Origin of the sequence: Nonomuraea sp. NPDC049725 (assembly GCF_040674795.1) — a bacterium.
Lineage (GTDB): Bacteria > Actinomycetota > Actinomycetes > Streptosporangiales > Streptosporangiaceae > Nonomuraea > Nonomuraea ceibae.
The window spans coordinates 32,013-56,492 of record NZ_JBFANJ010000021.1; the positions used below are offsets into that span (position 1 = coordinate 32,013).

General features: G+C 72.1%; 21 protein-coding genes and 1 pseudogene. 1 reads left to right on the forward strand and 21 read right to left on the reverse strand.

The window, feature by feature from the left end; translation table 11 throughout:
* Positions 1 to 5: 5 nt before the first annotated feature.
* Entirely contained in the window at positions 6 to 1,097 is a 1,092-nt protein-coding gene (locus AB0J53_RS38525; protein WP_364181610.1) for a cupin domain-containing protein, read from the forward strand.
* Here AB0J53_RS38525 and AB0J53_RS38530 read toward each other — a convergent pair.
* From AB0J53_RS38530 to pgsA, 21 genes and pseudogenes are all read right to left on the reverse strand, one after another.
* Positions 1,094 to 3,283, reverse strand: coding sequence for a bifunctional (p)ppGpp synthetase/guanosine-3',5'-bis(diphosphate) 3'-pyrophosphohydrolase (locus AB0J53_RS38530; protein ID WP_219502174.1), 2,190 nt, complete (start codon positions 3,281 to 3,283; stop codon positions 1,094 to 1,096). The genes AB0J53_RS38525 and AB0J53_RS38530 overlap by 4 nt on opposite strands.
* A gap of 175 nt (positions 3,284 to 3,458) precedes the next feature.
* On the reverse strand, positions 3,459 to 3,980 hold the full coding sequence (locus AB0J53_RS38535; RefSeq protein ID WP_219502173.1) for an adenine phosphoribosyltransferase: 522 nt from the start codon (positions 3,978 to 3,980) through the stop codon (positions 3,459 to 3,461).
* A gap of 191 nt (positions 3,981 to 4,171) precedes the next feature.
* The gene (secF, locus tag AB0J53_RS38540; RefSeq protein WP_364181614.1) at positions 4,172 to 5,176 is read right to left on the reverse strand and encodes a protein translocase subunit SecF; all 1,005 of its coding nucleotides are present in this window, start codon (positions 5,174 to 5,176) and stop codon (positions 4,172 to 4,174) included.
* Between the two features lies 1 nt (position 5,177).
* Positions 5,178 to 7,067 carry a protein translocase subunit SecD gene (gene secD, locus AB0J53_RS38545; protein WP_364181616.1) on the reverse strand — a complete coding sequence of 630 codons (1,890 nt, stop codon included), beginning with the start codon at positions 7,065 to 7,067 and terminating at the stop codon, positions 5,178 to 5,180.
* 43 nt (positions 7,068 to 7,110) lie between these two features.
* Entirely contained in the window at positions 7,111 to 7,467 is a 357-nt protein-coding gene (gene yajC / locus AB0J53_RS38550; RefSeq protein ID WP_246644319.1) for a preprotein translocase subunit YajC, read from the reverse strand.
* Between the two features lie 218 nt (positions 7,468 to 7,685).
* Positions 7,686 to 8,717, reverse strand: a complete 1,032-nt coding sequence (gene ruvB, locus AB0J53_RS38555; RefSeq protein WP_219502170.1) for a Holliday junction branch migration DNA helicase RuvB — start codon at positions 8,715 to 8,717, stop codon at positions 7,686 to 7,688.
* A gap of 67 nt (positions 8,718 to 8,784) precedes the next feature.
* Positions 8,785 to 9,405: a Holliday junction branch migration protein RuvA gene (ruvA, locus tag AB0J53_RS38560; protein WP_219502169.1), complete on the reverse strand. Its 621-nt coding sequence runs from the start codon at positions 9,403 to 9,405 to the stop codon at positions 8,785 to 8,787.
* A gap of 362 nt (positions 9,406 to 9,767) precedes the next feature.
* A pseudogene (ruvC, locus tag AB0J53_RS38565) lies at positions 9,768 to 10,262 on the reverse strand (crossover junction endodeoxyribonuclease RuvC); the annotation flags it as partial.
* A gap of 505 nt (positions 10,263 to 10,767) precedes the next feature.
* Positions 10,768 to 11,928 carry a GNAT family N-acetyltransferase gene (locus AB0J53_RS38570; RefSeq protein WP_364181620.1) on the reverse strand — a complete coding sequence of 387 codons (1,161 nt, stop codon included), beginning with the start codon at positions 11,926 to 11,928 and terminating at the stop codon, positions 10,768 to 10,770.
* Between the two features lie 11 nt (positions 11,929 to 11,939).
* A complete protein-coding gene (locus tag AB0J53_RS38575; RefSeq protein WP_364181623.1) occupies positions 11,940 to 14,009 on the reverse strand; it encodes a hypothetical protein in 2,070 nt (689 codons plus the stop codon).
* Positions 14,010 to 14,103: 94 nt separating this feature from the next.
* Positions 14,104 to 14,856 (reverse strand): YebC/PmpR family DNA-binding transcriptional regulator, encoded by a 753-nt coding sequence (locus tag AB0J53_RS38580; RefSeq protein ID WP_219502167.1) that lies wholly within the window; start codon positions 14,854 to 14,856, stop codon positions 14,104 to 14,106.
* A gap of 6 nt (positions 14,857 to 14,862) precedes the next feature.
* On the reverse strand, positions 14,863 to 15,450 hold the full coding sequence (gene pdxT / locus AB0J53_RS38585; protein ID WP_364181626.1) for a pyridoxal 5'-phosphate synthase glutaminase subunit PdxT: 588 nt from the start codon (positions 15,448 to 15,450) through the stop codon (positions 14,863 to 14,865).
* 61 nt (positions 15,451 to 15,511) lie between these two features.
* Positions 15,512 to 16,687, reverse strand: a complete 1,176-nt coding sequence (locus AB0J53_RS38590) for an MFS transporter (protein WP_364181630.1) — start codon at positions 16,685 to 16,687, stop codon at positions 15,512 to 15,514.
* An 11-nt stretch (positions 16,688 to 16,698) separates the two neighbouring features.
* Positions 16,699 to 17,127: a MarR family transcriptional regulator gene (locus AB0J53_RS38595; RefSeq protein WP_219502165.1), complete on the reverse strand. Its 429-nt coding sequence runs from the start codon at positions 17,125 to 17,127 to the stop codon at positions 16,699 to 16,701.
* 74 nt (positions 17,128 to 17,201) lie between these two features.
* Positions 17,202 to 18,905: an alkaline phosphatase D family protein gene (locus tag AB0J53_RS38600; protein ID WP_364181634.1), complete on the reverse strand. Its 1,704-nt coding sequence runs from the start codon at positions 18,903 to 18,905 to the stop codon at positions 17,202 to 17,204.
* Positions 18,906 to 19,038: 133 nt separating this feature from the next.
* On the reverse strand, positions 19,039 to 19,965 hold the full coding sequence (gene pdxS, locus AB0J53_RS38605; RefSeq protein ID WP_364181637.1) for a pyridoxal 5'-phosphate synthase lyase subunit PdxS: 927 nt from the start codon (positions 19,963 to 19,965) through the stop codon (positions 19,039 to 19,041).
* A gap of 108 nt (positions 19,966 to 20,073) precedes the next feature.
* Positions 20,074 to 21,093: a DUF3048 domain-containing protein gene (locus AB0J53_RS38610; RefSeq protein WP_357587487.1), complete on the reverse strand. Its 1,020-nt coding sequence runs from the start codon at positions 21,091 to 21,093 to the stop codon at positions 20,074 to 20,076.
* Between the two features lie 62 nt (positions 21,094 to 21,155).
* A complete protein-coding gene (locus tag AB0J53_RS38615; protein WP_308125656.1) occupies positions 21,156 to 21,698 on the reverse strand; it encodes a hypothetical protein in 543 nt (180 codons plus the stop codon).
* Positions 21,695 to 22,825, reverse strand: coding sequence for a glycosyltransferase family 4 protein (locus tag AB0J53_RS38620; protein ID WP_219502161.1), 1,131 nt, complete (start codon positions 22,823 to 22,825; stop codon positions 21,695 to 21,697). The genes AB0J53_RS38615 and AB0J53_RS38620 overlap by 4 nt, the downstream gene beginning before the upstream one ends.
* Complete coding sequence (locus AB0J53_RS38625; RefSeq protein WP_219502159.1) at positions 22,822 to 23,730, reverse strand: phosphatidylinositol mannoside acyltransferase; 909 nt, start codon at positions 23,728 to 23,730, stop codon at positions 22,822 to 22,824. Before AB0J53_RS38625 ends, AB0J53_RS38620 begins: the two co-directional genes overlap by 4 nt.
* Positions 23,727 to 24,329, reverse strand: a complete 603-nt coding sequence (gene pgsA / locus AB0J53_RS38630) for a phosphatidylinositol phosphate synthase (protein ID WP_219502156.1) — start codon at positions 24,327 to 24,329, stop codon at positions 23,727 to 23,729. Before pgsA ends, AB0J53_RS38625 begins: the two co-directional genes overlap by 4 nt.
* Positions 24,330 to 24,480 lie beyond the last annotated feature (151 nt).

The window sequence follows — 24,480 nt, forward strand, 5'->3', positions numbered from 1 at the left end:
CCGTCATGGATCCCGTGACGGCCGCGCGCACCCTCGTCGAGGAGCTCTTTCCCGGCGCCCTGTACGCCTTCCTCGGCGGCAGCTCGGTGACCGGGCGGCGCACGCCCACCTCCGACCTCGACGTCGTCGTGGTGATCGACGGCCTGGCCCGGCCGGTGAAGGAGTCGCGCCGGTGGAGGGAGTGGCCGGTGGAGCTGCTCGTGCACAGCCGCACCAGCCTGCTCGCCTTCGTCGAGCAGGACGTCGCGCGCGACCGGCCCACGCTGATGCGCCTGTGCGCCGACGGCGTCCTGCTCGTGGACCGCTCGGACGGCCAGGCCGCCGAGCTCCAGCGCGAGCTGCGCGCCCGCCTCGACGCCGGTCCTGGCCCGCTGCCCGCGCCCCGGCTCGACCGGGCCCGCTACGTGCTGTCGGACCTGCTGGACGACCTGGCGGGCGGCGGCGACCCCGGCGAGCGCACCTTCACCTCCTGGCACGTCGTCGAGGAGACCGCCCGGCTGGCGCTGTCGCTGGCGGGCCGCTGGCACGGCGACGGCAAGTGGCTGCTGCGCGAGCTGCGCGCCCAGGACCCCGAGCTGGCCGCCGAGCTGCTGGCCGCCCGCGACGACCCGGCCCGGCTGGCCGCCGCCGCGACCGGCGTCCTCGACCGCGCCGGCGGCCGCCTGTGGGAGGGCCACCGCATCGAGGCCGACCCGTTCCACCAGCCGCTGCGCCACGTGCCGTCCTCCGGCCTGTCCGGCGGCACCGCGCAGACGCCCGGCATGCGGCGGCTGGCCGCGATCAGCGACGGCACGACCGGGTCACGGCGGCTGTGGATGGGCCAGACGCACGTCTCCCCCGCCACCCGCTCGGCCGACCACCACCACGGCGCCTCGGAGACCGCCATCTACGTGGTCAGCGGCACCCCGTCGTTCGTCTTCCTGGAGGACGGTCGCCAGCGGCGCGTCGACACCGGGCCCGGCGACTACGTCTTCGTGCCCCCGTACGTGCCGCACCGCGAGGAGAACCGCGACCCGTCGCGGGAGGCCGTCGTCGTCATCGCGCGCAGCACCCAGGAGGCGATCGTCGTCAACCTGCCCGACCTGCGGCCCCGCTAGCTGCCCGCGCCGCTCACCCGGTAGACGTCGAAGACGCCCTGGATGCTCCTGACGGCCTTGAGCACGTGGCCCAGGTGCTTGGGATCGCCCATCTCGAAGGTGAACTTGCTGACCGCCACCCGGTCGCGCGAGGTGGTGACGGAGGCGCTGAGGATGTTGACGTGCTGGTCGGACAGCGTACGGGTGACGTCGGACAGCAGGCGCGGCCGGTCGAGCGCCTCCACCTGGATCGCCACCAGGAACACGCTGTCGTCGCCCGGCGACCAGCTCACCTCGACCAGCCGGTCGGGCTGGGTGCGCAACTGCTGGACGTTGGTGCAGTCGGCGCGGTGCACCGAGACGCCGTGGCCGCGGGTGACGAACCCGACGATCTCGTCACCCGGCACCGGCGTGCAGCACTTGGACAGCCGCACCCACACGTCGGCGTCGCCCGCCACGACCACGCCGGCCCCGCCGCCCCTGGGACGGCCGCGCAGGCGCGTGGGCAGCGACGTCTCGGCGATGTCCTCCTCGGCGCTCTCCACCCCGCCGATGGACGCCACGAGCTTCTGCACGACCGTCTGCGCGGCCGTGTGGCCCTCGCCCACGGCCGCGTACAGGGCCGAGACGTCCGGGTAGCGCAGGTCGCGGGCCAGGGCCAGCAGCGCCTCGCCGGACATCAGCCGCTGCAGCGGCAGGCCCTGCTTGCGCATCGCCCGCCCGATGGCCTCCTTGCCCGCCTCGATCGCGGTCTCGCGGCGCTCCTTGGAGAACCACTGCCGGATCTTGTTACGGGCGCGGCCGGACTTGACGAACTTGAGCCAGTCGCGCGACGGCCCGGCGTCGGGCGACTTGGAGGTGAAGATCTCGACGGTGTCGCCGTTGCCCAGCCGCGACTCCAGCGGCACCAGCCGGCCGTTGACCCGGGCGCCGATGCACCGGTGACCCACCTCGGTGTGCACGGCGTAGGCGAAGTCGACCGGCGTGCCCCCTTCGGGCAGCGGGATGACCTGGCCCTTGGGGGTGAAGACGTAGACCTCCGACACCGACAGGTCGAAGCGCAGCGACTCCAGGAACTCGCCCGGGTCGGCCGTCTCCTTCTGCCAGTCGAGGAGCTGGCGCAGCCAGGCCATGTCGCTGCCCGGCTTGACCTTGCCGGCGGGGCCGGGGCCGCCGACCTCCTCCTTGTACTTCCAGTGCGCGGCCACGCCGTACTCGGCCCTGTGGTGCATGCCGTGGGTGCGGATCTGCAGCTCCACCGGCTTGCCCTCGGGACCGATCACCGTCGTGTGCAGCGACTGGTACATGTTGAACTTGGGCATCGCGATGTAGTCCTTGAACCGGCCAGGGACCGGGTTCCAGCGCGCGTGGATCGTTCCGAGCGCCGCATAGCAGTCGCGCACGCTGTCGACAAGGACCCGGATGCCCACCAGGTCGTAGATGTCGTCGAAGGCCACGTCGCGGGCGATCATCTTCTGGTAGACCGAGTAGTAGTGCTTCGGCCGGCCCTTGACCACGGCGCGGATCTTGGCGTCGCGCAGGTCGCCGGAGACCTTCTCGATGACCTCCTGCAGGAACAGGTCGCGGCGCGGCGCCCGCTCCGACACCATGCGCGCGATCTCGTCGTAGCGCTTGGGGTAGAGCATGGCGAACGCCAGGTCCTCCAGCTCCCACTTGATCGTGTTCATGCCCAGGCGGTGGGCCAGCGGGGCGAAGATCTCCAGGGTCTCGCGGGACTTCTGGTGGCGCTTGTGCTCGGGCAGGTAGCGCATCGTGCGCATGTTGTGGAGCCGGTCGGCCAGCTTGATGATGAGCACCCGGATGTCGCGCGACATGGCGACGACCATCTTGCGCACGGTCTCGGCCTGGGCGGCGTCACCGAACTTGACCTTGTCGAGCTTGGTGACGCCGTCGACCAGCGAGCCGATCGTGTCGCCGAAGTCGCCGCGCAGCTCGTCCAGGCTGTAGGCGGTGTCCTCGACCGTGTCGTGCAGCAGGGCGGCGCAGAGCGTCTCGTCGTCGGTGCCGAGCTCGGCCAGGATCGTCGCCACTGCCAGCGGGTGCGTGATGTACGGGTCGCCGCTCTTGCGCTTCTGATCGCGGTGGTGATAGGCGGCCACGTCGTAGGCGCGCTCGATCAGCCGCAGGTCGGCCTTGGGATGGGTGGCGCGGACGGTCCGGAACAGCGGCTCCAGCACCGGGTTCATGCCACCACCCCCAAATCGCCGTCGACGTGCCGCGGGCGCGCCGGGCACGGTCTCGGCGCTGCCTGCGTCCGCTACGTCGGGCGCGACCACATCACGGGGCACTCAGACTCCTCACTTTCGAGTCCAGGTCCCCCAGTGTATCCAGGCGGCGAACCTGGGCCGCCGCGGGTCCTGCTCAGACGATCACCAGGGCGTGGGTCTCCACCCCCGTCAGGCGCTCGCGCCCCTTGAGGAAGGCGAGCTCCATGAGGACGGCCACGCCGACGACCTCGGCTCCGGCCCTGCGCACCAGCTCGACCGTCGCCTCCGCCGTGCCGCCGGTGGCCAGCACGTCGTCGACGATGAGGACGCGGTCGCCGGGCTGGAACGCGTCGGCGTGCACCTCGATGGTCGCGGAACCGTACTCCAGATCGTAGGACGCCTCCAGCGTGGCGGCAGGCAGTTTGCCCTTCTTCCTGACCGGCACGAATCCCGCGGCGGCCCGGTAGGCGACCGGGGCGGCCAGGATGAAGCCGCGCGCCTCGATGCCGACGATCTTGTCGACCTCGTGCAGCCCCGCCAGCTCGTCCACCACGGCCGCGAACGCCACCGGGTCGTCCAGCAGCGGGGTGATGTCCTTGAACAGCACCCCGGGCTGCGGATAGTCGGGGATGTCCCGGATGCGCTCCAGGATCATCGTGCTCAGCTCGGTCTTCACGTCACTCCTCGGGGGCTGTCCACGCTTGCGGGCTCCATGATGGCCCATGACGGGCGGTAATCCGACCAGCGCCCCGGGAGCCCGCCCGTGGCCCCGCGAGCGCTCAGGGGGCGTTCAGGCGCGCGCACGGGGGCGTTCAGACGCGCGGACGCCCCCGCCCGGTCGCATGGGCGGGGGCGTCGGCGAAGCGGTCAGCCCTTGGCCGTGGCCGCGCTCCTGGAGCCCTTCGACCCCTTGGCGCCCTTGCCGCCCCCGGTGGAGGCCAGCCGGCGGGCGATGGCCTGGTAGCGCGGCTCCCGCTCCTTGAGCGTCACCAGCAGCGGCGTGGCCACGCAGATCGACGAGTAGGTGCCGACGATCATGCCGACGAACAGGGCCAGCGACAGGTCCTTCAGCGTGCCCGCGCCCAGCACCGTGGTGCCGATGAACAGGATCGCCGCCACCGGCAGGATCGCCACCAGCGAGGTGTTGAGCGAGCGGATCAGCGTGTGGTTCAGGGCGTCGTTGGCCGCCATCGAGTAGGTCTGCTTCGACGTGGCGCCCAGCTTGGCCGTGACCTCCTTGATCATGTCGAACACCACGACCGCGTCGTACAGCGAGTAGCCGAGGATCGTCAGGAAGCCCAGCAGCGTCGCCGGCGTGACCTCGAAGCCCGACCAGGCGTAGATGCCGGCCGTGATGACCAGGTCGTGGATGAGCGCGACGATCGCCGCCAGCGCCATCTTCGGCTCGAACGCCATCGACAGGTACAGGATGATCGCCACCATGAAGACGGCCAGGCCCCACCAGGCCTTGGTGGACACCTCACCGCCCCACGAGGCGCCGATCGACTGGATGTTGACGTCGTCGACCGTGACGCCGTACTCCTTGGCGATGACGCTCTGCAGCTCGAGGGTCTTGCTCTCGGGCAGCGTCTCGGTCGTGACCCGGTAGCGCTCGCCGGCCGTCTGCACGATCGGCTGGTGCACGCCCTCGTCCAGGAACGTCTCGCGGACCTGCTCGATGCCGACGGTCGCCTTCGGCTGCCAGGAGAAGACCGATCCGCCCTTGAACTCGACGCCCAGGTTGAGCCCGTTGATCAGCAGACCGGCGATGGAGATCGCCAGCAGGATGCCCGACAGGCTGTACCACAGCCGCCACTTGCCGACGAAGTCGACGTCGATCTCGCCCCGATAGAGGCGACGCCCCAGTCCCATCTCAGGCCTCCTGCGGGGTGGTCTTGTGGCCGGAGCCGGTGGAGGAGTCGAGGCTCATGCGCTCGGCGTCCAGACCGGACAGCGGGTGCCCCTTGGCGAAGAACTTCACCCTCGCCAGCAACGCGATGAACGGCTTCGTGAACATGAACACCACCACGATGTCGATCAGCGTGGTCAGGCCCATCGCGAACGCGAATCCCGCCACACCGCCGACCGCCAGCAGGTAGAGCACCACCGCGGCGATGAACATGACGGCGTCGGCGATCAGGATCGTGCGCCGCGCGCGGACCCAGGCCACCTCGACGGCCGCGCGCAGCGACCGCCTGCCTTCCTTCATCTCGTCACGGATGCGTTCGAAGTACACGATGAAGGAGTCGGCGGTGATGCCGATCGAGACCACCAGGCCGATGATGTGCGGCAGCGACAGCCGGAAGCCGGCGTTGTGGCCGAGCACGACGACCGCGGTGTAGGTGAGGATCGAGGCCACCACGAGGCTCAGCACCGCGACGATGCCCAGGCCGCGGTAGTAGAGGAGGCAGTAGACGACGACCAGCACCAGGCCGATGATGCCGGAGACGAGGCCGCCTTCGAGCTGGTCCTGGCCCAGCGTCGAGGAGACGGTGTCGATGGAGCTGCGCTCGAACTTCAGCGGGAGCGCGCCGTACTTGAGCTGCTCGGCCAGCTCACCGGCGCTCTGCTGGTCGAAGCCACCGGTGATCTCGGCGCGTCCGCCGGGAATCGGGCTGATGATGTTGGGGGCGGTGATGACCACGCCGTCGAGGACGACCGCGACCTTGTTGCGCGGCTCCGCGGAGTTGAAGGCGGCCGAGGTGAGCTTGCTCCACTCCGTCGCGCCCTTGCTCTTGAAGTCGAGCTGGACGACCCACTCGGTGCTGCCCTGCTGGACGCCGGAGGTCGCGGTGTCGATGTCGGTGCCGACGACCTTGGCGACGTCGAGAATGTACTTGAAGCTGCCGTCCGACTCACAGGCGGCGTACTGCTTGTTCGGGTCGTCCTGGACGCCCTGGCCCCGGTTCTTCGGGTCGGTGCAGTCGAGCGCGTGGAACTGCTTGAGCACCGCCGGGTCGACGCCATCGGTGTTGATGCCGGCGTTGGGGTCCTGAGAGGGCTCCGGGGTCGGCGTCGCGGCCTTCTGGTCGCCCTTCTGGTCACCCTTTTGGTCGCCTTGCTTGTCACCCTGCTTGTTGTCGCCCTGACGGTCGTCGCCCTGTCTCGCCGTCTGCGACGGGCTCGGGACGGGCGAGGTCAGCGCCGACGACAGGGCCTTGCCCGTCGGGGACGCGCTGGGCTGGTTGCCGCCCGGCGAGCGCGAGGGCATCGACCGGGGCTGCACCGTGGTGGTCGGGGTGGCGTCGGGGGAGGCGTCCGGCGAGGCCGGGGTGGCGTCGGGCGACGCGTCGGGGGAGGCGCCAGGCGAGGAGGAGACGCCCGGCGACGCGGAGCCGCTGGGCGTCGGGGCCTCGGTGGCGAGCTGCTCCTGGCCGAGCTGCGTCATCTCCATCCAGAGCACCTGCCGGAACCGCAGCTCCGCGGTGGTGGCGACCAGCTTGATGGCCTCGCTCTGCCCGACGCCCGGGATCGAGATGATGATGTTGTCGCCGGACTTGGCGACCTCTGCGTCGGAGATGCCGGTGCCGTTGACCCGGTCGCGGATGATGTTGACCGCGCGGTCAAGGATCTCCTCAGGCGGAGCCGCACCGGTCTGGGTGACGGGTGACAGCGTCACCGTCGTGCCGCCGGCGAGGTCGAGTCCCAGCTTGGGCGTGTACGCCTTCTGCAAGAACATCGTCCCGGCCAGGGCGAGGATGAGCGCCAGGAGCAGCAGGAGCGTGCGCCCCGGCTTGCTGTGGCTGCTGGTCGGTCGGGCCACTGGTCGTCAGTTCTTTCGGATAGGGGTTGGTGGCTGAGCCTTCTCAGGACTTCTTGGAGTCCTCACCGTCGGCGGTGCCGCTCTCACCGGTGACGGTGTCATCGCTCTCATCCGCGGCGGGCTCGTCGGCCACCGGCTCACCCGGCGTCACGACGCGGCCGATGGCGGCCTTGACCCAGCGGGTCTCGATACCGGGGGCCACCTCAAGGACGACGTCCTCGTTGTCCACCACGACGACCGTGGCGAACAGGCCGGTGGTCGTCATCACGCGGGTGCCGGGCGTCAAGGAGTTCTGCATCTTGATCGCCTCCTGCTGGCGCTTGCGCTGCGGGCGGATCAGCAGGAAGTAGAACACCACCACCAGAAGGATCAGCGGCAGGATGCTTCCGAGTTGTCCCATGTCCATCAGGGGCGACCTTCCATCTCGTACAAAGAAGTTTGACACCGGCCTCGCGCCGGAAATTCCGTGCGTTGCTTCGGGCCGCGCCGCTCAGCCCGTCAGCCTACACAGCCAGCCAAGCCACGGAGTGTAGGCGGTTGTTGCGAAACGCGGCAACGAAGCAGCGTTTCGGCGCGCGGGGAAGTTCCCAATTTGAAACGGTTGCAACCGTTCTGTAATCAGTCGAGAGATGTCGCTCCGAATGCATGTGGTGGGGGGGTCATGCCTAGGTGCGTCCAGGCGGCGGCGGTGGCCACACGGCCGCGCGGCGTGCGCGCGAGCAGCCCCTGGCGCACCAGGAACGGCTCGGCCACCACCTCCACGGTCTCCGGCTCCTCGCCCACGGCCACGGCCAGCGTCGACAGCCCGACGGGCCCGCCGCCGAACTTGCGCAGCAGCGCGCCCAGCACCGCCCGGTCGAGCCGGTCGAGCCCTTCGGCATCGACTTCGTAAAGATTGAGCGCCGCCGCCGCGATCTCCCGGTCGATGACCCCGCCGGCGCGCACGTCGGCGAAGTCGCGCACCCGGCGCAGCAGCCGGTTGGCGATGCGGGGCGTGCCGCGCGAGCGGCCGGCGATCTCGCGGGCGCCCTCCTCCGGCAGGTCGACGCCCAGCAGCCCGGCCGAGCGGTGCAGCACCAGCTCCAGCTCCTCGGGCTCGTAGAAGTCCATGTGCGCGGTGAAGCCGAACCTGTCACGCAGCGGCGCGGGCAGCAGCCCCGCCCGCGTGGTGGCGCCGACCAGCGTGAACGGCGCGATCTCCAGCGGGATCGCGGTCGCGCCCGGCCCCTTGCCGACCACGATGTCGACCCGGAAGTCCTCCATCGCCAGGTAGAGCATCTCCTCGGCTGGCCTGGCCATCCGGTGGATCTCGTCGATGAACAGCACCTCGCCCTCGGCCAGCGTCGACAGGATCGCCGCCAGGTCGCCGGCCCGCTCCAGCGCCGGGCCCGAGGTGATGCGCAGCGGGGCGCCCAGCTCCGCCGCGATGATCATGGCGAGCGTCGTCTTGCCGAGCCCCGGCGAGCCGCTCATCAGCACGTGGTCGGGCGGGCGCTGCCGGCGCAGCGCGCTCTCCAGCACCAGCGACAGCTGCTCCCTGACCCGGGACTGGCCGATGAACTCCGCCAGCCGCTTGGGCCGCAGCGCGGCCTCGATCTGCAGCTCGTCGCCGCCGGCGTCGGGCGACACCAGCTCCCGTTCGAAACTCACGTCTCACCCGCCTCCCGCGTCGCCCTCCAGCATCCCACCGCGCCGGGACCGCCCGCGCCACCGGGCTTCATCGCACGCTCAGCGCGCGCAGCGCCGACTTGAGCAGCGCGGCCACCTGCGGGGTGCGCCCGGCGGCCACCTCGGCGTCGGCCTCGGGCTCCACCGCGGCGACGGCCTCGTCGGCGTCACGCGCCGAATAGCCCAGCCCGACCAGGCCCGAGTGCACCTGGTCACGCCACAGCGCCACGCGCCGCTCGCCCCGGATCGCCGCGTTGACGGCCTCCTCCGGGGTGCCGAGACGGTCCTTGAGCTCCAGCACGATCCGCTGCGCGCCCTTCTGCCCGATGCCCGGGACCTGCGTGAGCGCCTTGAGATCGGCGGCGGCCACGGCGACCCGCAGCGCGTTGGGCGTGTGGACGGCGAGCATCGCCAGCGCCAGCTTGGGCCCGACGCCACTGGCCGTCTGCAGCAGCTCGAACACGGCCCGCTCGTCGTCGGTCGCGAACCCGTACAGCGTCAGCGACTCCTCGCGCACCACCAGCGAGGTGGCCAGCCGGGCCTCCTCGCCCAGGCGGAGCGTGGCGAGCGTGCCGGGGGTGCAGTGGGTCAGGATGCCGACGCCGCCGACCTCGATGACCGCCCCGTCGGGAGCGATCGCGGCCACCCGGCCGGCCACCGACGCGATCACGACGCGCTCCCCTCGCCACGACCACCGGACCGCCGCACCACGACGGGCTGTCCAGGCTGCTGTACGGGTTGGTCCGGCTGTACGGATCGTCCAGACTGTACGGGCTTCGCGGGCTCTACGGGTTGGCCCGGCTGCACGTGCTTCCCGGGCTCTACGGATTGGCCCGGCTGCACGGATGGGCCGGACTGCCGGGGCGCGGCGGGCTCCCGTGTCGCGGCGGGCTCTCGCGCTGGGGCGGGCTCCCGCGCTGGGACGGACTGCCGTGCCGGGGCGGGCTCCCGCGTCGCGGCGGACTGTCGGGGCCGTACGGGCTGCCGTGCCGGGGTGGGCTGGGCGGTGGTGCGGCGGCGGGCGGTGGCCAGGGCCTCGGCCAGGCGGTGCTGCGGGCCGCCGCGCCACACGTGGCAGATGGCCAGCGCCAGCGCGTCGGCCGCGTCGGCGGGCTTGGGCATCTCCTTGAGACGCAGCAGCCGCGTCACCATGGCGCCGATCTGCTTCTTGTCGGCCGTGCCGCTCCCGGTGATGGCGGCCTTGACCTCGGAGGGCGTGTGCAGCGCCACCGGGAGGCCGCGCCGGGCGGCGCACAGCACCGCGATGCCGGCGGCCTGGGCGGTGCCCATCACGGTGCGCACGTTGTGCTGGCTGAAGACGCGCTCCACGGCGACCGCGTCGGGGCGCACGTCGTCGAGCCAGCTCTCGATCCCCGCCTCGATGCCCACCAGGCGCGCGCCCAGCTCCTCGTCGGCGCCCGTGCGGATCACCCCGACGGCGACCAGCCCGAGCGGCGCGCCGGGGCGGCCCTCGACGGCCCCGATGCCGCACCGGGTCAGCCCCGGATCGACGCCCAACACCCGCACCGGTCTGCCTCCGTTCGCCGAACACCTGTTCGGCACGAGACTCTACCCCGGCGGGCCCGGTCGCGCACCGGGAAACGCCCGCCGGAAGCAGCCGGCCCGCCGAACTGGCGGCCGCCCGTGGCCATCGGGAGTGGCCCGCCCGTGGCCCACGCGAGGCCGAGCCCCGGGGTGGGCGGGCCCCTCGGGGTGGGGCGAACCCCTCCGAGCGGACGAACCCCTCCGAGCGGGCAAGCCCCCGGGGTGGGCGGGCCGCTCGGGGTGGGCGGCCGCGCAGGGCGGGTGGGCCGCTCGGGTGGGCGAGCCCCTCGGTGTGGGCAAGCTTCTCGGGATGGGGCGAACCCCCCTCCGGGCGGGCAAACCCCTGAGGTGGGCAGGCCGCTCGGTGGGCAGGCCGCTCGGTGGGCGGGCCGCTCGGTGGGCGGGCCGCTCGGTGGGCGGGCCGCTCGGTGGGCGGGCCCCTCCGGGTGGGCAAGCCGGGCCAGGGGGCCCGGCCGGCGAGGGCGGGTTAGAAGTAGTCCAGCATGTACGGCTTGGCGGCGAAGACGGTGTCGAGCACCTCGTCGTAGCGTTCGTCGCCGGACATCAGGCCGCTGCGGCGCAGCGTGGCGGCCGGGACGCCGGAGTAGAGGGCGGACAGGGCGTTGATCCCGAGCAGCGCGACGCCGTCCCCGGGGTCGCGGTCGAGCCGCGTGGCCGCGCCGGAGCCGCCGGAGAACTCCAGCCGCCAGACGCCGGAGTTGGCCGGGCGCAGCGGGTCGTCCACCCGCACCACGGCGGCCGCCGACACGCCCGCCGGGTAGCCCCGCCGCTCGATCGCGGCCGCCAGGTCGAGCACCCGGAACATCCACCGGGTCTGCTCGACCGTCTCCTTGCCGCGCTCGCGCAGCAGCCACAGCACCGGGTCGTCGGGGGCGACGGTGGCGACCACCCGTTTGGCGATCGACGAGGCGGTGCCCACCAGCGACCACAGCGCGGCGGCGGTGTCGGCGGAGCCCGCCACCAGGTTGTCGACCTCCATGTCGCCGCCGCTCCAGCGGTAGACGAGGAACCCGTCGGCGGCCAGGTAGAGGAAGTCGTCCTCCTCGGCCAGCCACTGCCGCCAGATCGTCTCGTCCCAGGAGATGGGGCCGCTGGAGCGGGCGGCGCCGTGAACCCGGTGCAGGACCGAGATCACCTCGGCCGCGTCGTCGGGGCCCATGCGGCGCAGCTTGACCTGCTGCGACGGCGCGAGGACGCGCAGATCCTCGGCGCGTAGCGTCACGATGTGCCGCGCCCCGGCGTGCTCGAAGCCGAGCTTGCGGTAGATCGGCGTCGTGGCCGGGTAGAGGGCGGCCACGGCGTCGCCGAGCGCGACGGCGCGGTCCAGGGCCGCGCGCATGATCATGGTGCCCAGGCCGCGGCCCCGGTCCTCCGGGCTGACCGTGACGCTGGCGACCCCCGCCAGCGACTGCGGCCTGCCGTGCCACCACTGGGTGAACGGTCTCAGCCGGGTGGTGGCGGTCAGCCGGTCGCCGTCGAAGGCGCCGAGGTAGCGGCCTTCGGGCAGGCCGGGCAGCACGGTCGCGCGCCAGCTCCGCACGTCGGCGGCGGACAGCAGCCCGAAGGAGCGCTTACGGATGTCGAGGGCGGCGTCCAGGTCGTCGGCCGTCAGGTCACGGATCTCCACAGTGCCCCAACCTACGCAGCCGGGGCACTCCCCCGCGAACGGGTTTCGCGCCCGGTGGTGACGGCCAGCCGGTCCAGGTAGAGCAGTTGCGCGGCGACGGCGGCGGCCAGCATGAGCACGACGACGACCAAGGGGGTGGCGAGCCCGGCCGGGGCCGGTCCGCCGGCGAACTGGGACAGCGCCATCGCCTGGACGGCCGGGGCGGTGGCCAGGGCCGGATCCTGGACCACCAGGAGGGGCCACAGCAGGTCCTGGGCGTTCACGAACGTGACGGCCAGCACCAGGATGCCCGCCATGGGCAGCGAGGGCAGCAGGACGCCGCTGAGGAAGTCGCGCTCGTTCGCGGCGGCCAGGCCCTTGCACAGCAGCGTCAGCACGAGCAGCGCGGGCACGCTGACGAGCAGCGGCGGGATCAGCGCGACGAACGTGTCGATGAGGCCGAGGCCGCGCAGGGTGTTCCAGTTGGCGATGCTGAGCGGGCCGTCGCCGACGAACAGCCACGGCGCGAACGGCAGCAGCAGCCACTCGCTGCCCCGGCCGAGCGGCCGCAGCCCGCCGATGCCGAGCGCGGCCAGGTACGCCACGCCGACCGACACCACGGCGCCCACCAGGGCGGGCACCCACGTGTTGAGGTGCGTGCGCAGCCCCGGCGGCAGCCCGCGCTCCTCCCCGGGCTCGAACAGCGCCGCCACCCACGGCCAGGTCAGCCAGAGCGTCACGGCCGCGACGACGACCAGCGCCGCCACGCCCACGGCCACCGCCACAGGCGACGCCCGCCGCTCCCCCGCCCCGGGCCCGGAAGCCTCGGCGTCGTACGGGAACGGGCCGCCACCCGGAGCGGAAGGCCCACCGGGGAAACCGTCGCCGGGCGCGGAAGGCCCACCGGGGAAGCCGTCGCGGGGAGCGGAAGGCCCACCGGGGAAGCCGCCGCCGGGAGCGGACGCGCCACCGCCCGGCGTGAAGAACCCGCCCCCGGCCGCGTGCCCTGCGGGGGCGGAGGCGCCCCCTTGGCCGGCGCCGGGCGCGTACCCGAAGGACGGGGCGTTCCCCGGCCCGCCGCCGGGCGCGTATCCGGCGGAGGGGGCGCTTCCCGGCCCGGTGTCAGGCGCGTGCCCGGCGGCCGAAGGGGTGTCCCCCGGGCGGGGGCCGGGTGCGTACGCGGAGGGCGGGACGGTGCTAGGGGTCTTCCCGAGCCCGAGCCCGAGCCCGAGTCCCTGCCCGGCGGCCGAGGCGGGGGTCAGGGGACGGCGGGGGGTGAGGGTGATGCGCAGGCCGCTCGCGGCGGCGATGACGGCCGCGGCGACGCCCAGGACGCCGAGCAGGACGCCCAGGACGGTGGCGACGGAGGCGCCGAGGCCGAGCCGGATGGTCTTGAAGGCGAAGGTGTGCTGCAGCAGCGCGAGCGTCTGGGTCGAGTCGAGCGGCCCGCCCTGCGTGAGGGTGAGGCTCATCGTGAACGTCTGGAGCCCGGCGGCGACGGCGGCGAGCGCGACCAGGGCGCCGACGGCGAGCATCGAGCGGGTCACGGTCCCGCCGCGCAGCGCGGGCAGGAACGCCAGCACGGCGAGCGCGCACACGACGCCGAACATGGCCGCCGCGAAGATCAGCCGGAAGGCCCCGGGGGCGGTGTCCGGCCGGGACAGTTCGCGGGCCACGGCGGTCAGGCCGCCGGTGCGCGGGTCGAGGCCGCGCAGCCAGGAGGCGGCCACGGCCGTCGGCGAGAACGTCACGAGGGCCAGCGACAGCGCGACGCGCCCGGCGCGCCGGGGCCAGGTGCCGGCCCGGTCCAGGGCGAGCGCCAGCAGCGGGGCGACCACGAGCGCCACGAGGAGCGGCATGAGCGTGATCGACAGGGTGAAGCCCAGGGCCGGCCAGAACGGGCCTTCGGCGTCGAGGGCCGTGCCGTAGTTGTCCAGTCCGACGAACGTGCTGGGCCCGGTGAGCCCGCCCCTCTCGAAGCTGAAGGCGATCGTCTGCACGGTGGGCAGGACCAGCGTGATCAGCATGCCGATGACGGCGGGCATGAGGAGCAGCCAGCCCAGTGCGCGCGGCGGGGGTTCGGTGGCGGTGCGGGAGGTCACGACGCCCGACCTTACGCCGACTCGCGGCGGCGCGGCTACGCGACGGGCGAATGTCACAGCGCCCGCCGGCCCCCGCGCGGGGCGGGGGCGCGCGTCAGGCGTCGAGCTTCTCCATGACCTCGTCGGAGACGTCGAAGTTGGCGAAGACGTTCTGCACGTCGTCGCTGTCCTCCAGCGCCTCGATGAGGCGGAAGACCTTCTTGGCGCCCTCCTCGTCGAGGGGCACGCTCATCGTCGGCAGGAAGCTCGACTCGGCCGAGTCGTAGTCGATCCCGGCCTCCTGGAGCGCCTTGCGGACGGGGACGAGGTCACCGGCCTCGGAGACGACCTCGAAGGAGTCGCCGAGGTCGTTGACCTCCTCGGCGCCCGCCTCCAGCACGGCCATGAGGACGGTGTCCTCGTCGAGGCCGTTCTTGGGGACGAGGACGACGCCCTTGCGGTTGAACATGTAGGACACCGAGCCGGGGTCGGCCAGGGAGCCGCCGTTGCGGGTGAGCGCGACGCGCACCTCGGAGGCGGCGCGGTTGCGGTTGTCGGTGAGGCACTCGATGAGCACCGCGACGCCGCCGGGCGCGTAGCCCTCGTACATGATGGTCTGCCAGTCGGCGCCGCCCGCCTCCAGGCCGCCGCCGCGCTTGCGGGCCCGTTCGATGTTGTCGTTGGGCACCGAGTTCTTCTTCGCCTTGAAGATGGCGTCGAAGAGCGTCGGATTGGCGTCCGGGTCAGGGCCGCCGGTCCTGGCCGCCACCTCGATGTTCTTGATGAGCTTGGCGAACAGCTTGCCGCGCTTGGCGTCGAGTGCGGCCTTCTTGTGCTTCGTCGTCGCCCATTTGGAGTGGCCGGACATCGGCTACTAGTCCCTCACTGTCGATACAACCATGTCTACGAAATACCGGTGCACGCGCGTGTCACCCGTGAGCTCCGGGTGGAACGAGGTCGCGAGCAGCGATCCTTGCCGGACCGCGACGATCCTATCCCCAGGCTCGGCCCTGCCCAGCACTGTGACGCCCGATCCGACGGATTCGACCCACGGCGCGCGGATGAAGATGGCGTGCACGGGCTCGCCCGCGAAGTCGAGATCGGCCTCGAAGGAGTCGACCTGGCGGCCGAAGGCGTTGCGGCGCACGACCATGTCGATGCCGCCGAACGTCTGCTGACCGGCGATGCCGTCCTCGATGCGGTCGGCCAGCATGATCATGCCGGCGCAGGAGCCGTAGGCGGGCATGCCGGACTTGATCCGCAGGCGCAGGGGTTCGAGCAGGTCGAAGGTGTCGGCGAGCTTCCAGATGGTGGTCGACTCGCCGCCGGGGATGACGAGCGCGTCGACGGCGTCGAGCTCGGCGGGCCGGCGCACGGTGGTGGCCGTCGCGCCCGCCTCCTGGAGCATGCGCACGTGCTCGCGCACGTCTCCTTGCAGGGCGAGTACACCGATCGAGGGCATGTTCTTCCTTCCGCCTGATGAGCCGACACCGCTTTCAACGTCACGGGCCCCGGACATCTTCCTACACGACGGCGGGGGCGAGCGCGCCGAGGTGGTGCCTGCGGGTGAACAGCACGGCCATGCCCACGCCGCAGCACAGCGCGCCGAGCAGGTACGGGACGGGCGTGCCGAGGTCCTCGCCGAGCTTGGTGGCGAGGTACGGGGCCAGGGCGCCGCCCATCCAGCGGACGAAGTTGTAGCCGGCGGAGGCGACGGGCCGGGGCGCGTCGGAGACCTCCATGGCCGATTCGGTGAAGACGGTGTTGCAGAGCCCGATCGGGACGCCGGTCAGCACGGTGAAGGCGACGATCCCGGCGTGCTGCCCGGCCGAGGCGGTGACGGCGATGCCGATCTGGCCCACGGCCAGCAGCGCGAGCGCCAGGTGGAGCACGCCGACCGGGCCGAGGCGGCGGCGCAGCGCGGGCGCGCCGAGCACCGAGGCGAGGGCGACGCAGACGCCCCAGCCGAAGAAGACGGCGCCGATGCCGTACGGGCTCATGCCGAGGATGAACGGGGTGAAGGCGAGCACGGTGAAGAAGGCGAAGTTGTAGAACAGCGCGGTGAAGGCGGTGGTGGACAGGCCGCCGTGGGCGAGGGCGCGCAGCGGGGCGCTCAGCCGGGTCCTGGTGGCGGGCGGCGGGGTGGCCTTGAGCAGGGTGAGGATGAGCAGGAACCCGGCGGCCATGAGGGTGGCGGTGCCGAAGAAGGGGGCGCGCCAGTTCCAGTCGCCGAGCAGCGCCCCGGCCAGCGGGCCGAGGGAGATGCCCAGGCCGAGCGCGGCCTCGTACAGGATGACGGCCGATTCGGCGCCGCCGGTGGCGGCGCCGACGATGACGGCCAGGGCGGTGGCGACGAACAGGGCGTTGCCGAGGCCCCAGCCGGCGCGGAAGCCGATGAGCTCGGCGACGCTGCCGGAGGTGCCGGCCAGGGCGGCGAACACGACGACGAGGGCGAGGCCGGCGAGCAGCGTGCGCTTGCCGCCGATGCGGCTGGAGACCCAGCCGGTGACGAGCATGGCGACGGCGGTCACCAGGAAGTAGCTGGTGAACAGCAGCGACACCTGGCTCGGGGTGGCGTCGAGGCCCTGGGCGATGGCGGGCAGGATGGGGTCGACCAGCCCGATGCCCATGAAGGCGACGACCGCGGCGAACGCGGTGGCCCACACGGACATCGGCTGGCGGAGGATTCCGCCTGACAAAATGATGCTCCTTACCGATTTTTCCTGCCGAACTTCGCGAGCACCGGGAGGGCGGCGGCGAGCGTGTCGCGTTCGTCGCCGGTGAGCCCGGCCAGCTCCTCCGCGATGGCGGCGATCCTGGCGCGGCGCACGGCGAGCAGGCGCTCGCGGCCCTCGCCGGTGAGCTCGACGGTCCTGACGCGGGCGTCGGCCGGGTCGGCGCCCCGCGCCACGAGACCCGCCTCCTCCAGCCGGTTGATCTGCACGCTCATGGTCGGCAGCTGTACGGCGTGCTCCTCGGCCAGCTCCGTCATGCGGCGCGGGCCGGGCTCCAGCGAGCCGAGCACGGCGTACTGCTGGCTGGTGACCGGCTGGCCCGCGGCGCTGCGCCGCAGGAGCAGCACCAGGTGGCGCAGCACGGTGGAGACCTGTTCGGCGAGCGCGAGTTCGGCGTCCTTCATACTTAGCCAGTCTAAGTTAGCCAAGCTAAGTATTACAAACGAAAGAAGGCGGCACAGAGGCCGCCTTCTTCTCCCTACGGGCGTTCGGTCTCCAGGCGGACCGTCTCCTCGGCGGTCATCGTGCGGCTGCGGAGCGCCGGGTCGAGCGGGCGCAGGTAGGTCTGCTGCACGCCGGGCACCCGGTCCTCGACCACGTACGTGGCCCGCGTGTACGCCTCCGCGCCGGCCTCGCGCACCTGCGGGAGCACCTTGAAGTCGGCGGTGAGCAGGTCGCGCTCGATGCGCGTCAGCACGTAGCCGCGCTGGTTGTTGTAGAACTTCAGGTGCGGGTTGATCTTCAGGAACGGATGCGCCGCCGGGTCGGAGTCGGCGCCGTCGCCGCCCGTGGAGATCGAGCTGGCCACCAGCTCCGAGCCGACCGACGGGCCGGTCGGGTCGTCGTAGTCGAGCTTGAGGTCGCTGGCCCAGTGCGCGTGCACGTCGCCGGTCAGCACCACCGGGTTGCGCACCCCGGCGTCGATCCAGCCCTGGGTGATGCGGCGGCGCGAGGCCACGTAGCCGTCCCAGGCGTCCTGGCTGGTGATCTTGGCGGGTCCGGCGTTGTTGTCACGCTGGGCGAAGAACACCTGCTGGCCGAGGATGTCCCACTGGGCGCGCGAGTGGCGGAAGCCGTCGAGCAGCCACGCCTCCTGCTCGGCCCCGGTGATCGAGCGGGCCGGGTCGACGGCGGCCGGGCAGTCGCGGTAGCCGTCGCCGCAGCCCTGGTCGTCGCGGTACTGGCGGGTGTCGAGCATGTGGAAGGTGGCCATCCGGCCCCACCGGACGCGCCGGTAGAGCTGCATGTCGATGCCGCGCGGCACGGACCTGCGGCGCAGCGGCATGTTCTCGTAGTAGGCGCGGAAGGCGGCCTCGCGCCGGGACAGGAAGCCCGGCTGCGGGATCTCCGGCTTCTCCGGCACCTCGTCGGCCCAGTTGTTGTCCAGCTCGTGGTCGTCCCACACGACCAGCCACGGCGAGGCGGCGTGCGCGGCCTGCAGGTCGGGGTCGGCCTTGTACTGGGCGTGCCGCTGCCGGTAGCCGGCCAGCGTCTCGGTCTCGGGGCCCTCGTGGTGGCGCACGTTGCCGCCGGGGCTGTTGTACGTCTCCCGCTTGTACTCGTACTGGTAGTCGCCCAGGTGCAGGACGATGTCGGGGCGGTCCTCGGCCATGCGGCGGTAGGAGGTGAAGTAGCCGTGCTCGTACTGGGCGCAGGAGGCGAAGGCCATGGTGAGCGCGCCGCCGTACGACAGGGGGTGCGGCGCGGTCAGCGCCCGGCCGACGGGCGAGACGTACGGGCCGACGCGGAAGCGGTACCAGTATTCGCGGCCGGAGCTGAGGTGGCCCACCTCGACGTGCACGCTGTGCCCCCATTCGGGCGCGGCCACGGCCACGCCGGCGCGCACGAGGCGGCGGCAGCGCTCGTCGGCGTACACCTGCCACAGCACCGGGAAGGGGCGGTTCGGCATGCCGCCCATGCCGTCCTCGGCCAGCGGCTCCTGGGCGAGCCGGGTCCACAGCACGAAGCCGTCGTGGTCGGGGTCGCCCGAGGCGACGCCGAGCGTGAAGGGGTCGGTGCGCAGGCCGCGGGAGGCGAGGGACTGGGCGGACTCGGCGGCGGGATCGGGCACGGGGTCGGGCACGGGATCGGGCTGGGCGTGGGCGGCGCCGGCGGGAACGGCCGCCGCGGCGCCCGCCGCCAGTCCGGTGACGAGGAAGTGCCGTCGGTTGAGCTCGGGCATGGCTGCTCCTTGAGACGATCAAGGCCGGGGACGAGCGTAGCCTGACTCAGGATCATGACTCATGAGTGAACGCCATGCGACACGTAAAAGGCGACATCCTTCGCGGATGCCGCCTTTTACGGAAGTTTTCGCCTTACCAGCCGCGCTCGGCGAGCCGGTGCGGCTGCGGGATCTCGTCCACGTTGATGCCGACCATGGCCTCGCCCAGACCGCGCGACACCTTGGCGATGACGTCCGGGTCGTCGTAGAAGGTGGTCGCCTTGACGATCGCCGCGGCGCGCTTGGCCGGGTCGCCCGACTTGAAGATGCCCGAGCCGACGAACACGCCCTCGGCGCCGAGCTGCATCATCATCGCGGCGTCGGCCGGGGTGGCGATGCCGCCCGCGGTGAACAGCACGACCGGCAGCTTGCCCGTCCTGGCCACCTCGGCGACCAGCTCGTACGGGGCCTGCAGCTCCTTGGCCGCCACGTACAGCTCGTCCTCGGGCAGCGTGGTCAGCCGCTTGATCTCGGCGCGGATCGTGCGCATGTGGGTGACGGCGTTGGACACGTCGCCGGTGCCGGCCTCGCCCTTGGAGCGGATCATGGCCGCGCCCTCGGTGATGCGGCGCAGCGCCTCGCCCAGGTTGGTCGCACCGCACACGAACGGCACGGTGAACTGCCACTTGTCGATGTGGTTGGCGTAGTCGGCCGGGGTGAGCACCTCGGACTCGTCGACGTAGTCGACGCCCAGCGCCTGGAGCACGCGGGCCTCGACGAAGTGGCCGATGCGGGCCTTGGCCATGACGGGGATCGACACGGCGGCGATGATGCCGTCGATCATGTCGGGGTCGCTCATCCGCGAGACGCCGCCCTGCGCGCGGATGTCGGCGGGCACCCGCTCCAGGGCCATGACGGCGACCGCTCCGGCGTCCTCGGCGATCTTGGCCTGCTCAGGGGTGACGACGTCCATGATGACGCCGCCCTTGAGCATCTCGGCCATGCCGCGCTTCACACGGGCGGTGCCGGTCTCGGGGCCGGCGGTCTTCTGGGCTTCGGGCGTGCTGCTGGACACGGTCATCCTCACGAGGCTCTGGGGGGCAACGGTAAGTTATCAAACCCATGGTAGGTCCTGATGTGGCACTTCCCCGCCTGCCACGATGTCAGCTTCGGCGGGGAGTTTTGTACGTCAAGGAGTCACAGGCTTGCGGCTGGCGAGCGCCACCCAGACCTGCCCGGGCGCGAAGTTCATCGGCTCGCCGCTCTGAGTGGTGAACGTCGTGCCGCCGTCCTCCGATTCCCGCTCCCACTTCGCCTTGTACGCCTTGCCGTCCCGCAGCACGATCGCCGAGCCCTTGCCGGTGGTGTGCACCAGCGGCGTGTAGCTCTGGTTGCTGTCGTGGAACTGCGAGCGCTCGGTCTTGGTGTACTGGATGACGATCGTCGGGGCGCCGAGCTGGCCGCCCTCGGCCGCCATGTCCTTCTTGCCGTCCTGCCAGATCAGCCACTGCTTCTTGGCCTCCGACCAGGCGAAGGTGAAGCGGGCCGCGGGCCACCTGACCGTGTAGGACTTGCGCTCGACGCCGCCCTCGGCGGGCGGGTCGCCGAAGGTGAAGCCGACGTCCTTGGCCTTGCTCGCCTTCGGCGCGGCGGCCAGCAGCTTCTTGGTGTGGGCGAACAGGTTGTAGGGGGCGAAGCGGCCGGGCTGGCGGAAGTACGCGCCGGGCACCCGGCTGTCGGAGACGTCGAACAGCGACGCCTCGGCGATGAACGGCAGCATCTTGGTCTGCGCGCCCGAGTAGGAGAACGCGGGCTTGCCGAACATGGGCGCGATGTGCAGGTCGGAGATGCGGGCGCTGCGGACCGGGCCGACCTTGGCCGGGATCTTGGACGAGAAGATCGCCATGAGCCGGGTCAGGCCCGCCTCGACCTGCTCGATGTAGACGATGTCCGCGCTCTTGAGCCCCATCTGGGGCTTGCCCGCGGCGGTGTTCTCGATCTTGACGGCGACCACGGGCTTGGCCCCGCCCGTCATCGGCAGGCCCGTGAACGGGTGCAGGTTCTCCGGTGTCGGCTCCTCGACCGGCGCCTGCGACGTGGCGGCCTGCGGCACGTTGCCGGGCGCGGGCTCCTCCGACGAGCAGGCCGCCAGCGGGAGAAGGACGGCCGCTCCGGCCAGCGTCACCGTGATCATCCGGGGTAGCCGCACCTGAAATCTCCTCCGCTCTTGCCTGAAACGGAAGGAAGCTTACCGGTCTACCCAAAATCGGGTCATTCAGTTGCCATGGCTGCCGGCGGATCGTCGTCGATCTCGAAGAAGTCGGGGTACTCGGTGTGCCCGGCCAGCCGCAGCGTGCGCGCCAGCCAGCGGCGCTGCGCCGTGCGCGTCACCCCGACCGCGTTGTTGTAGAAGCGGCGCGAGTAGACGACCTTGGCCACAGCCGCGTCGAGCTCCTCCAGCAGGTCCTCGCCGCCGGGCGCCTCGGCCAGCTTCTCCCGGAAGCGCTCCTGGTCGACCGCCGCCCGCAGCGCCCTCGACAGGTCGCTCTCGGCGTGCTCGCGCTCCTCCGGCCCGGCCGTCCTGGCCTCGTGCGCCGCCGCCGCCAGCACCAGCGACGTCGCCGGGTCGAGCAGCCGCGAGCCGGCCAGCTCCAGCACCACCGCCCGCCGCCGCGTCAGCGCCGCCTCCAGCGCCTCGCGGGCCAGCTCCAGCCGGATGTGCAGCCGGTCCAGGCGGCCCGCCCGCCAGGAGATGTAGACCGCCGTGAGCACCACGACGATGCCCACGATCAGCACGATCATGGTGGATGTCACAGGTCTTCCTCCACCCGGCCCGCCCCGCCGGCCGTCACCGTCTCGTACACCCGCACCACGTCACGCGCCACCGTCGACCAGTCGTACTTCATGACCGCGACCAGCGCCTCCTCCGCCAGCTTGGCCCGCCGCTCCGGCGCGTCGAGCAGCGCGGCCGCCTCCCGCGCGAGCGAGGCCGCGTCGCCGTTGGCGAACAGCGCGCCCGCCTGCCCCTCGCCCAGCACCCGCCGGAACGCCGGGATGTCGCTGGCCAGCACCGTCGCCCCGGAGGCCATCGCCTCGGCCAGCACGATCCCGAAGCTCTCGCCGCGCGTGTTGGGCGCGCAGAACACGTCGACCGAATGGTAGGCGCGGATCTTGTCCGCCTCGCTCACCATGCCCAGCACCGTCACCCGGTCGCGGAACGCCTTCGGCACCTTGTCGTAGACGTCCTTGGCGTCGCCCGGCCCGGCGATCAGCAGCTTCAGCTCCGGCCGCTCGGCCGCCAGCAGCTTGAACGCCTCCAGCAGGATCGGCAGCCCCTTGCGCTCCTCGTCCATCCGCCCCAGGAACCCGATCGTCGCCCCGTCGGGCCCCCACCCGTCGAGCGGCTCCGCCTCGGTGTAGCGGCCGACGGTCACCCCGTTGGGGATCAGCACCGTGTCGCCGCCGAACTGCTCCACCAGGCTCTTGCGGGCCGCGTCGGAGACCGCGATGCGCCCGCTCAGCTTCTCCAGCGCGCTGCGCAGCAGCGGCTCGGCCACCGCGATCGCCCGCGAGCGGGTGAAGGAGGCGTGGAACGTCGCCACGATCGGCCCCCTGGCCGCCCAGCAGGCCAGCACGCCCAGGCTGGGGATCAGCGGCTCGTGGATGTGCAGCACGTCGAAGCCGCCGGTGCGCACCCAGCGCCGCACCCGCGCCGCCGAGATGAACCCGAACGACATCCGCGCCACCGACCCGTTGTAGGGCACCGGCACCGCCCGGCCCGCGCCCGTCACGTACGGCGGGAGCTCGTCGTCGTCACTGGCCGGCGCGATCACCGACACCTCGTGCCCCTGCGCCATCAGCGCCTGCGCCAGATCGTCGACGTGCTGCTTGACCCCGCCGGGCACGTCCCACGAATACGGGCACACGATCCCGACCCTCATGGTCGCAGGTCCTCCAGCCAGAGCCGCTGCAGCATGTGCCAGTCCTCCGGATGCTCGGCGATGCCCTTCTCGAACACCGCGGCCAGGCTCTGCGCCACCGCCGCCACCTTCTCCTTGCGGCTGCCCTCGGCCGGGACCGGGATCTCCTCGTGGATGTGGATGCGCCAGTCGTCGCCCTCGAACGACAGGATCGCCGGCAGCAGCGCCGCGCCCGTCTGCACCGCCAGCAGCGGCGGCCCGGCCGGCATCTTCGTCGTCGCGCCGAAGAACTCCACCTCGACGCCGCTCTTGGTCAGGTCACGCTCGGCCGGCAGGCACACCACGCCGCCCTTGCGCACCCGGGTGGCCAGCGTGCCGAAGTTGTGGCCGTCGCCGCCGGTGAGCGGCAGCACCTCCATGCCGAGGCCCTCGCGGAAGCGCACGTAACGGCGGAACAGCGACTCCGGCCGCAGCCGCTCGGCGACCGTGGTGAACGGGTGGCCGACCGCCACCAGCCAGGCGCCCGCCTGGTCCCAGTTGCCCATGTGCGGCAGCGCCAGCACCACGCCGCGCCCGGCCGCCACCGTGTCGTGCACGTGCTCGGCGCCGACCGTGTGGCTGCGCCGCACGATCTCCTCCGTCGTCATCGACGGCAGCCGGAAGATCTCGTGGAAGTAGCGGAAGTAGGAGCGCATCCCGGCCCGGGTCAGCTCCCGCAGCTCCGCGCTGCCGGGCGCGAGCCCGGTCACCCTGGCCAGGTTGGACTCCAGCCGGCGCACCGACCGGCCGCCCCTGGCCCACACCCGGTCGGCCAGGAACCGGAACACCGCCGCCGTGGGCCGCTCGGGCAGCAGCGGGACCACGGTCCAGCCCGCCGCGAACCCCGCGGCCACGACTCGATCGGTGAAAGACGGCTTGCCGCTCATCGCTCCCTCGTCTGCCGGTAGACGTGAACCACGCGCTGTACCACGGTGACGGCACTGGCCGCCGCGAGCAACCACATGCCGGCCTCCAGGACGTAGGGCACCCCCAGCCCGGAGAAGCAGGTCGCCACCAGCGCGACCACGAGCCGCTCCGGCCGCTCGGCCAGCCCCACGTCGCAGGTCAGCCCGAGCCCCTCGGCCCGCGCCTTCGCATAGGACACCAGCGCGCCCGCCACCAGGCAGAACAGCGTCACCGCCGCCATCAGCGCGTCGCCGGTGGAGATGAAGTAGAGGATCAGCCCGGCGAAGATCGCCGCGTCGGCGACCCGGTCGAGCGTGGAGTCGAGGAAGGCTCCCCAGGTGCTGCCCCCTCCCCCGCCCAGCCGCGCCACCACGCCGTCGAGCAGGTCGAACAGCACGAACACGGTGATCACCAGGGCGCCCGCGGTGAGCAGGCCCAGGGGGAAGAACAGCAGGGCGGACACGACAGTGCCGAGGGTGCCGATCGCCGTGACGGCGTCGGGGCCGATCCCGCGGCGGACCAGGGCCCTGCCCAGCGGGGTGAGTATCCGGGTCATGGCCGGGCGCAGGAGTTTCAGCATCGCGCTGTCGATCGTAGGCCATCCTGAGGGCGGCGACTTTCTTTGCCCTGCCCCCCTTGTGATATTCGCCACAGGGGTATTTGGTGAACACACCGCGTCCATGCGGTTGCCAGAACCCCTCCGCGCGGGCGCGGCGTTGGCACGCACCGAC

Excerpts from the sequence above, each read along its gene's own strand:
- AB0J53_RS38525 (WP_364181610.1), top strand. The coding sequence starts at position 6 with ATGGATCCCGTGACGGCCGCGCGCACCCTCGTCGAGGAGCTCTTTCCC.
- AB0J53_RS38530 (WP_219502174.1), bottom strand. The coding sequence starts at position 3,283 with ATGAACCCGGTGCTGGAGCCGCTGTTCCGGACCGTCCGCGCCACCCAT.
- secF (WP_364181614.1), bottom strand. The coding sequence starts at position 5,176 with ATGGGACTGGGGCGTCGCCTCTATCGGGGCGAGATCGACGTCGACTTC.
- yajC (WP_246644319.1), bottom strand. The coding sequence starts at position 7,467 with ATGGGACAACTCGGAAGCATCCTGCCGCTGATCCTTCTGGTGGTGGTG.
- AB0J53_RS38580 (WP_219502167.1), bottom strand. The coding sequence starts at position 14,856 with ATGTCCGGCCACTCCAAATGGGCGACGACGAAGCACAAGAAGGCCGCA.
- pdxT (WP_364181626.1), bottom strand. The coding sequence starts at position 15,450 with ATGCCCTCGATCGGTGTACTCGCCCTGCAAGGAGACGTGCGCGAGCAC.
- AB0J53_RS38595 (WP_219502165.1), bottom strand. The coding sequence starts at position 17,127 with ATGAAGGACGCCGAACTCGCGCTCGCCGAACAGGTCTCCACCGTGCTG.
- AB0J53_RS38600 (WP_364181634.1), bottom strand. The coding sequence starts at position 18,905 with ATGCCCGAGCTCAACCGACGGCACTTCCTCGTCACCGGACTGGCGGCG.
- pdxS (WP_364181637.1), bottom strand. The coding sequence starts at position 19,965 with ATGACCGTGTCCAGCAGCACGCCCGAAGCCCAGAAGACCGCCGGCCCC.
- AB0J53_RS38620 (WP_219502161.1), bottom strand. The coding sequence starts at position 22,825 with ATGAGGGTCGGGATCGTGTGCCCGTATTCGTGGGACGTGCCCGGCGGG.
- AB0J53_RS38625 (WP_219502159.1), bottom strand. The coding sequence starts at position 23,730 with ATGAGCGGCAAGCCGTCTTTCACCGATCGAGTCGTGGCCGCGGGGTTC.
- pgsA (WP_219502156.1), bottom strand. The coding sequence starts at position 24,329 with ATGCTGAAACTCCTGCGCCCGGCCATGACCCGGATACTCACCCCGCTG.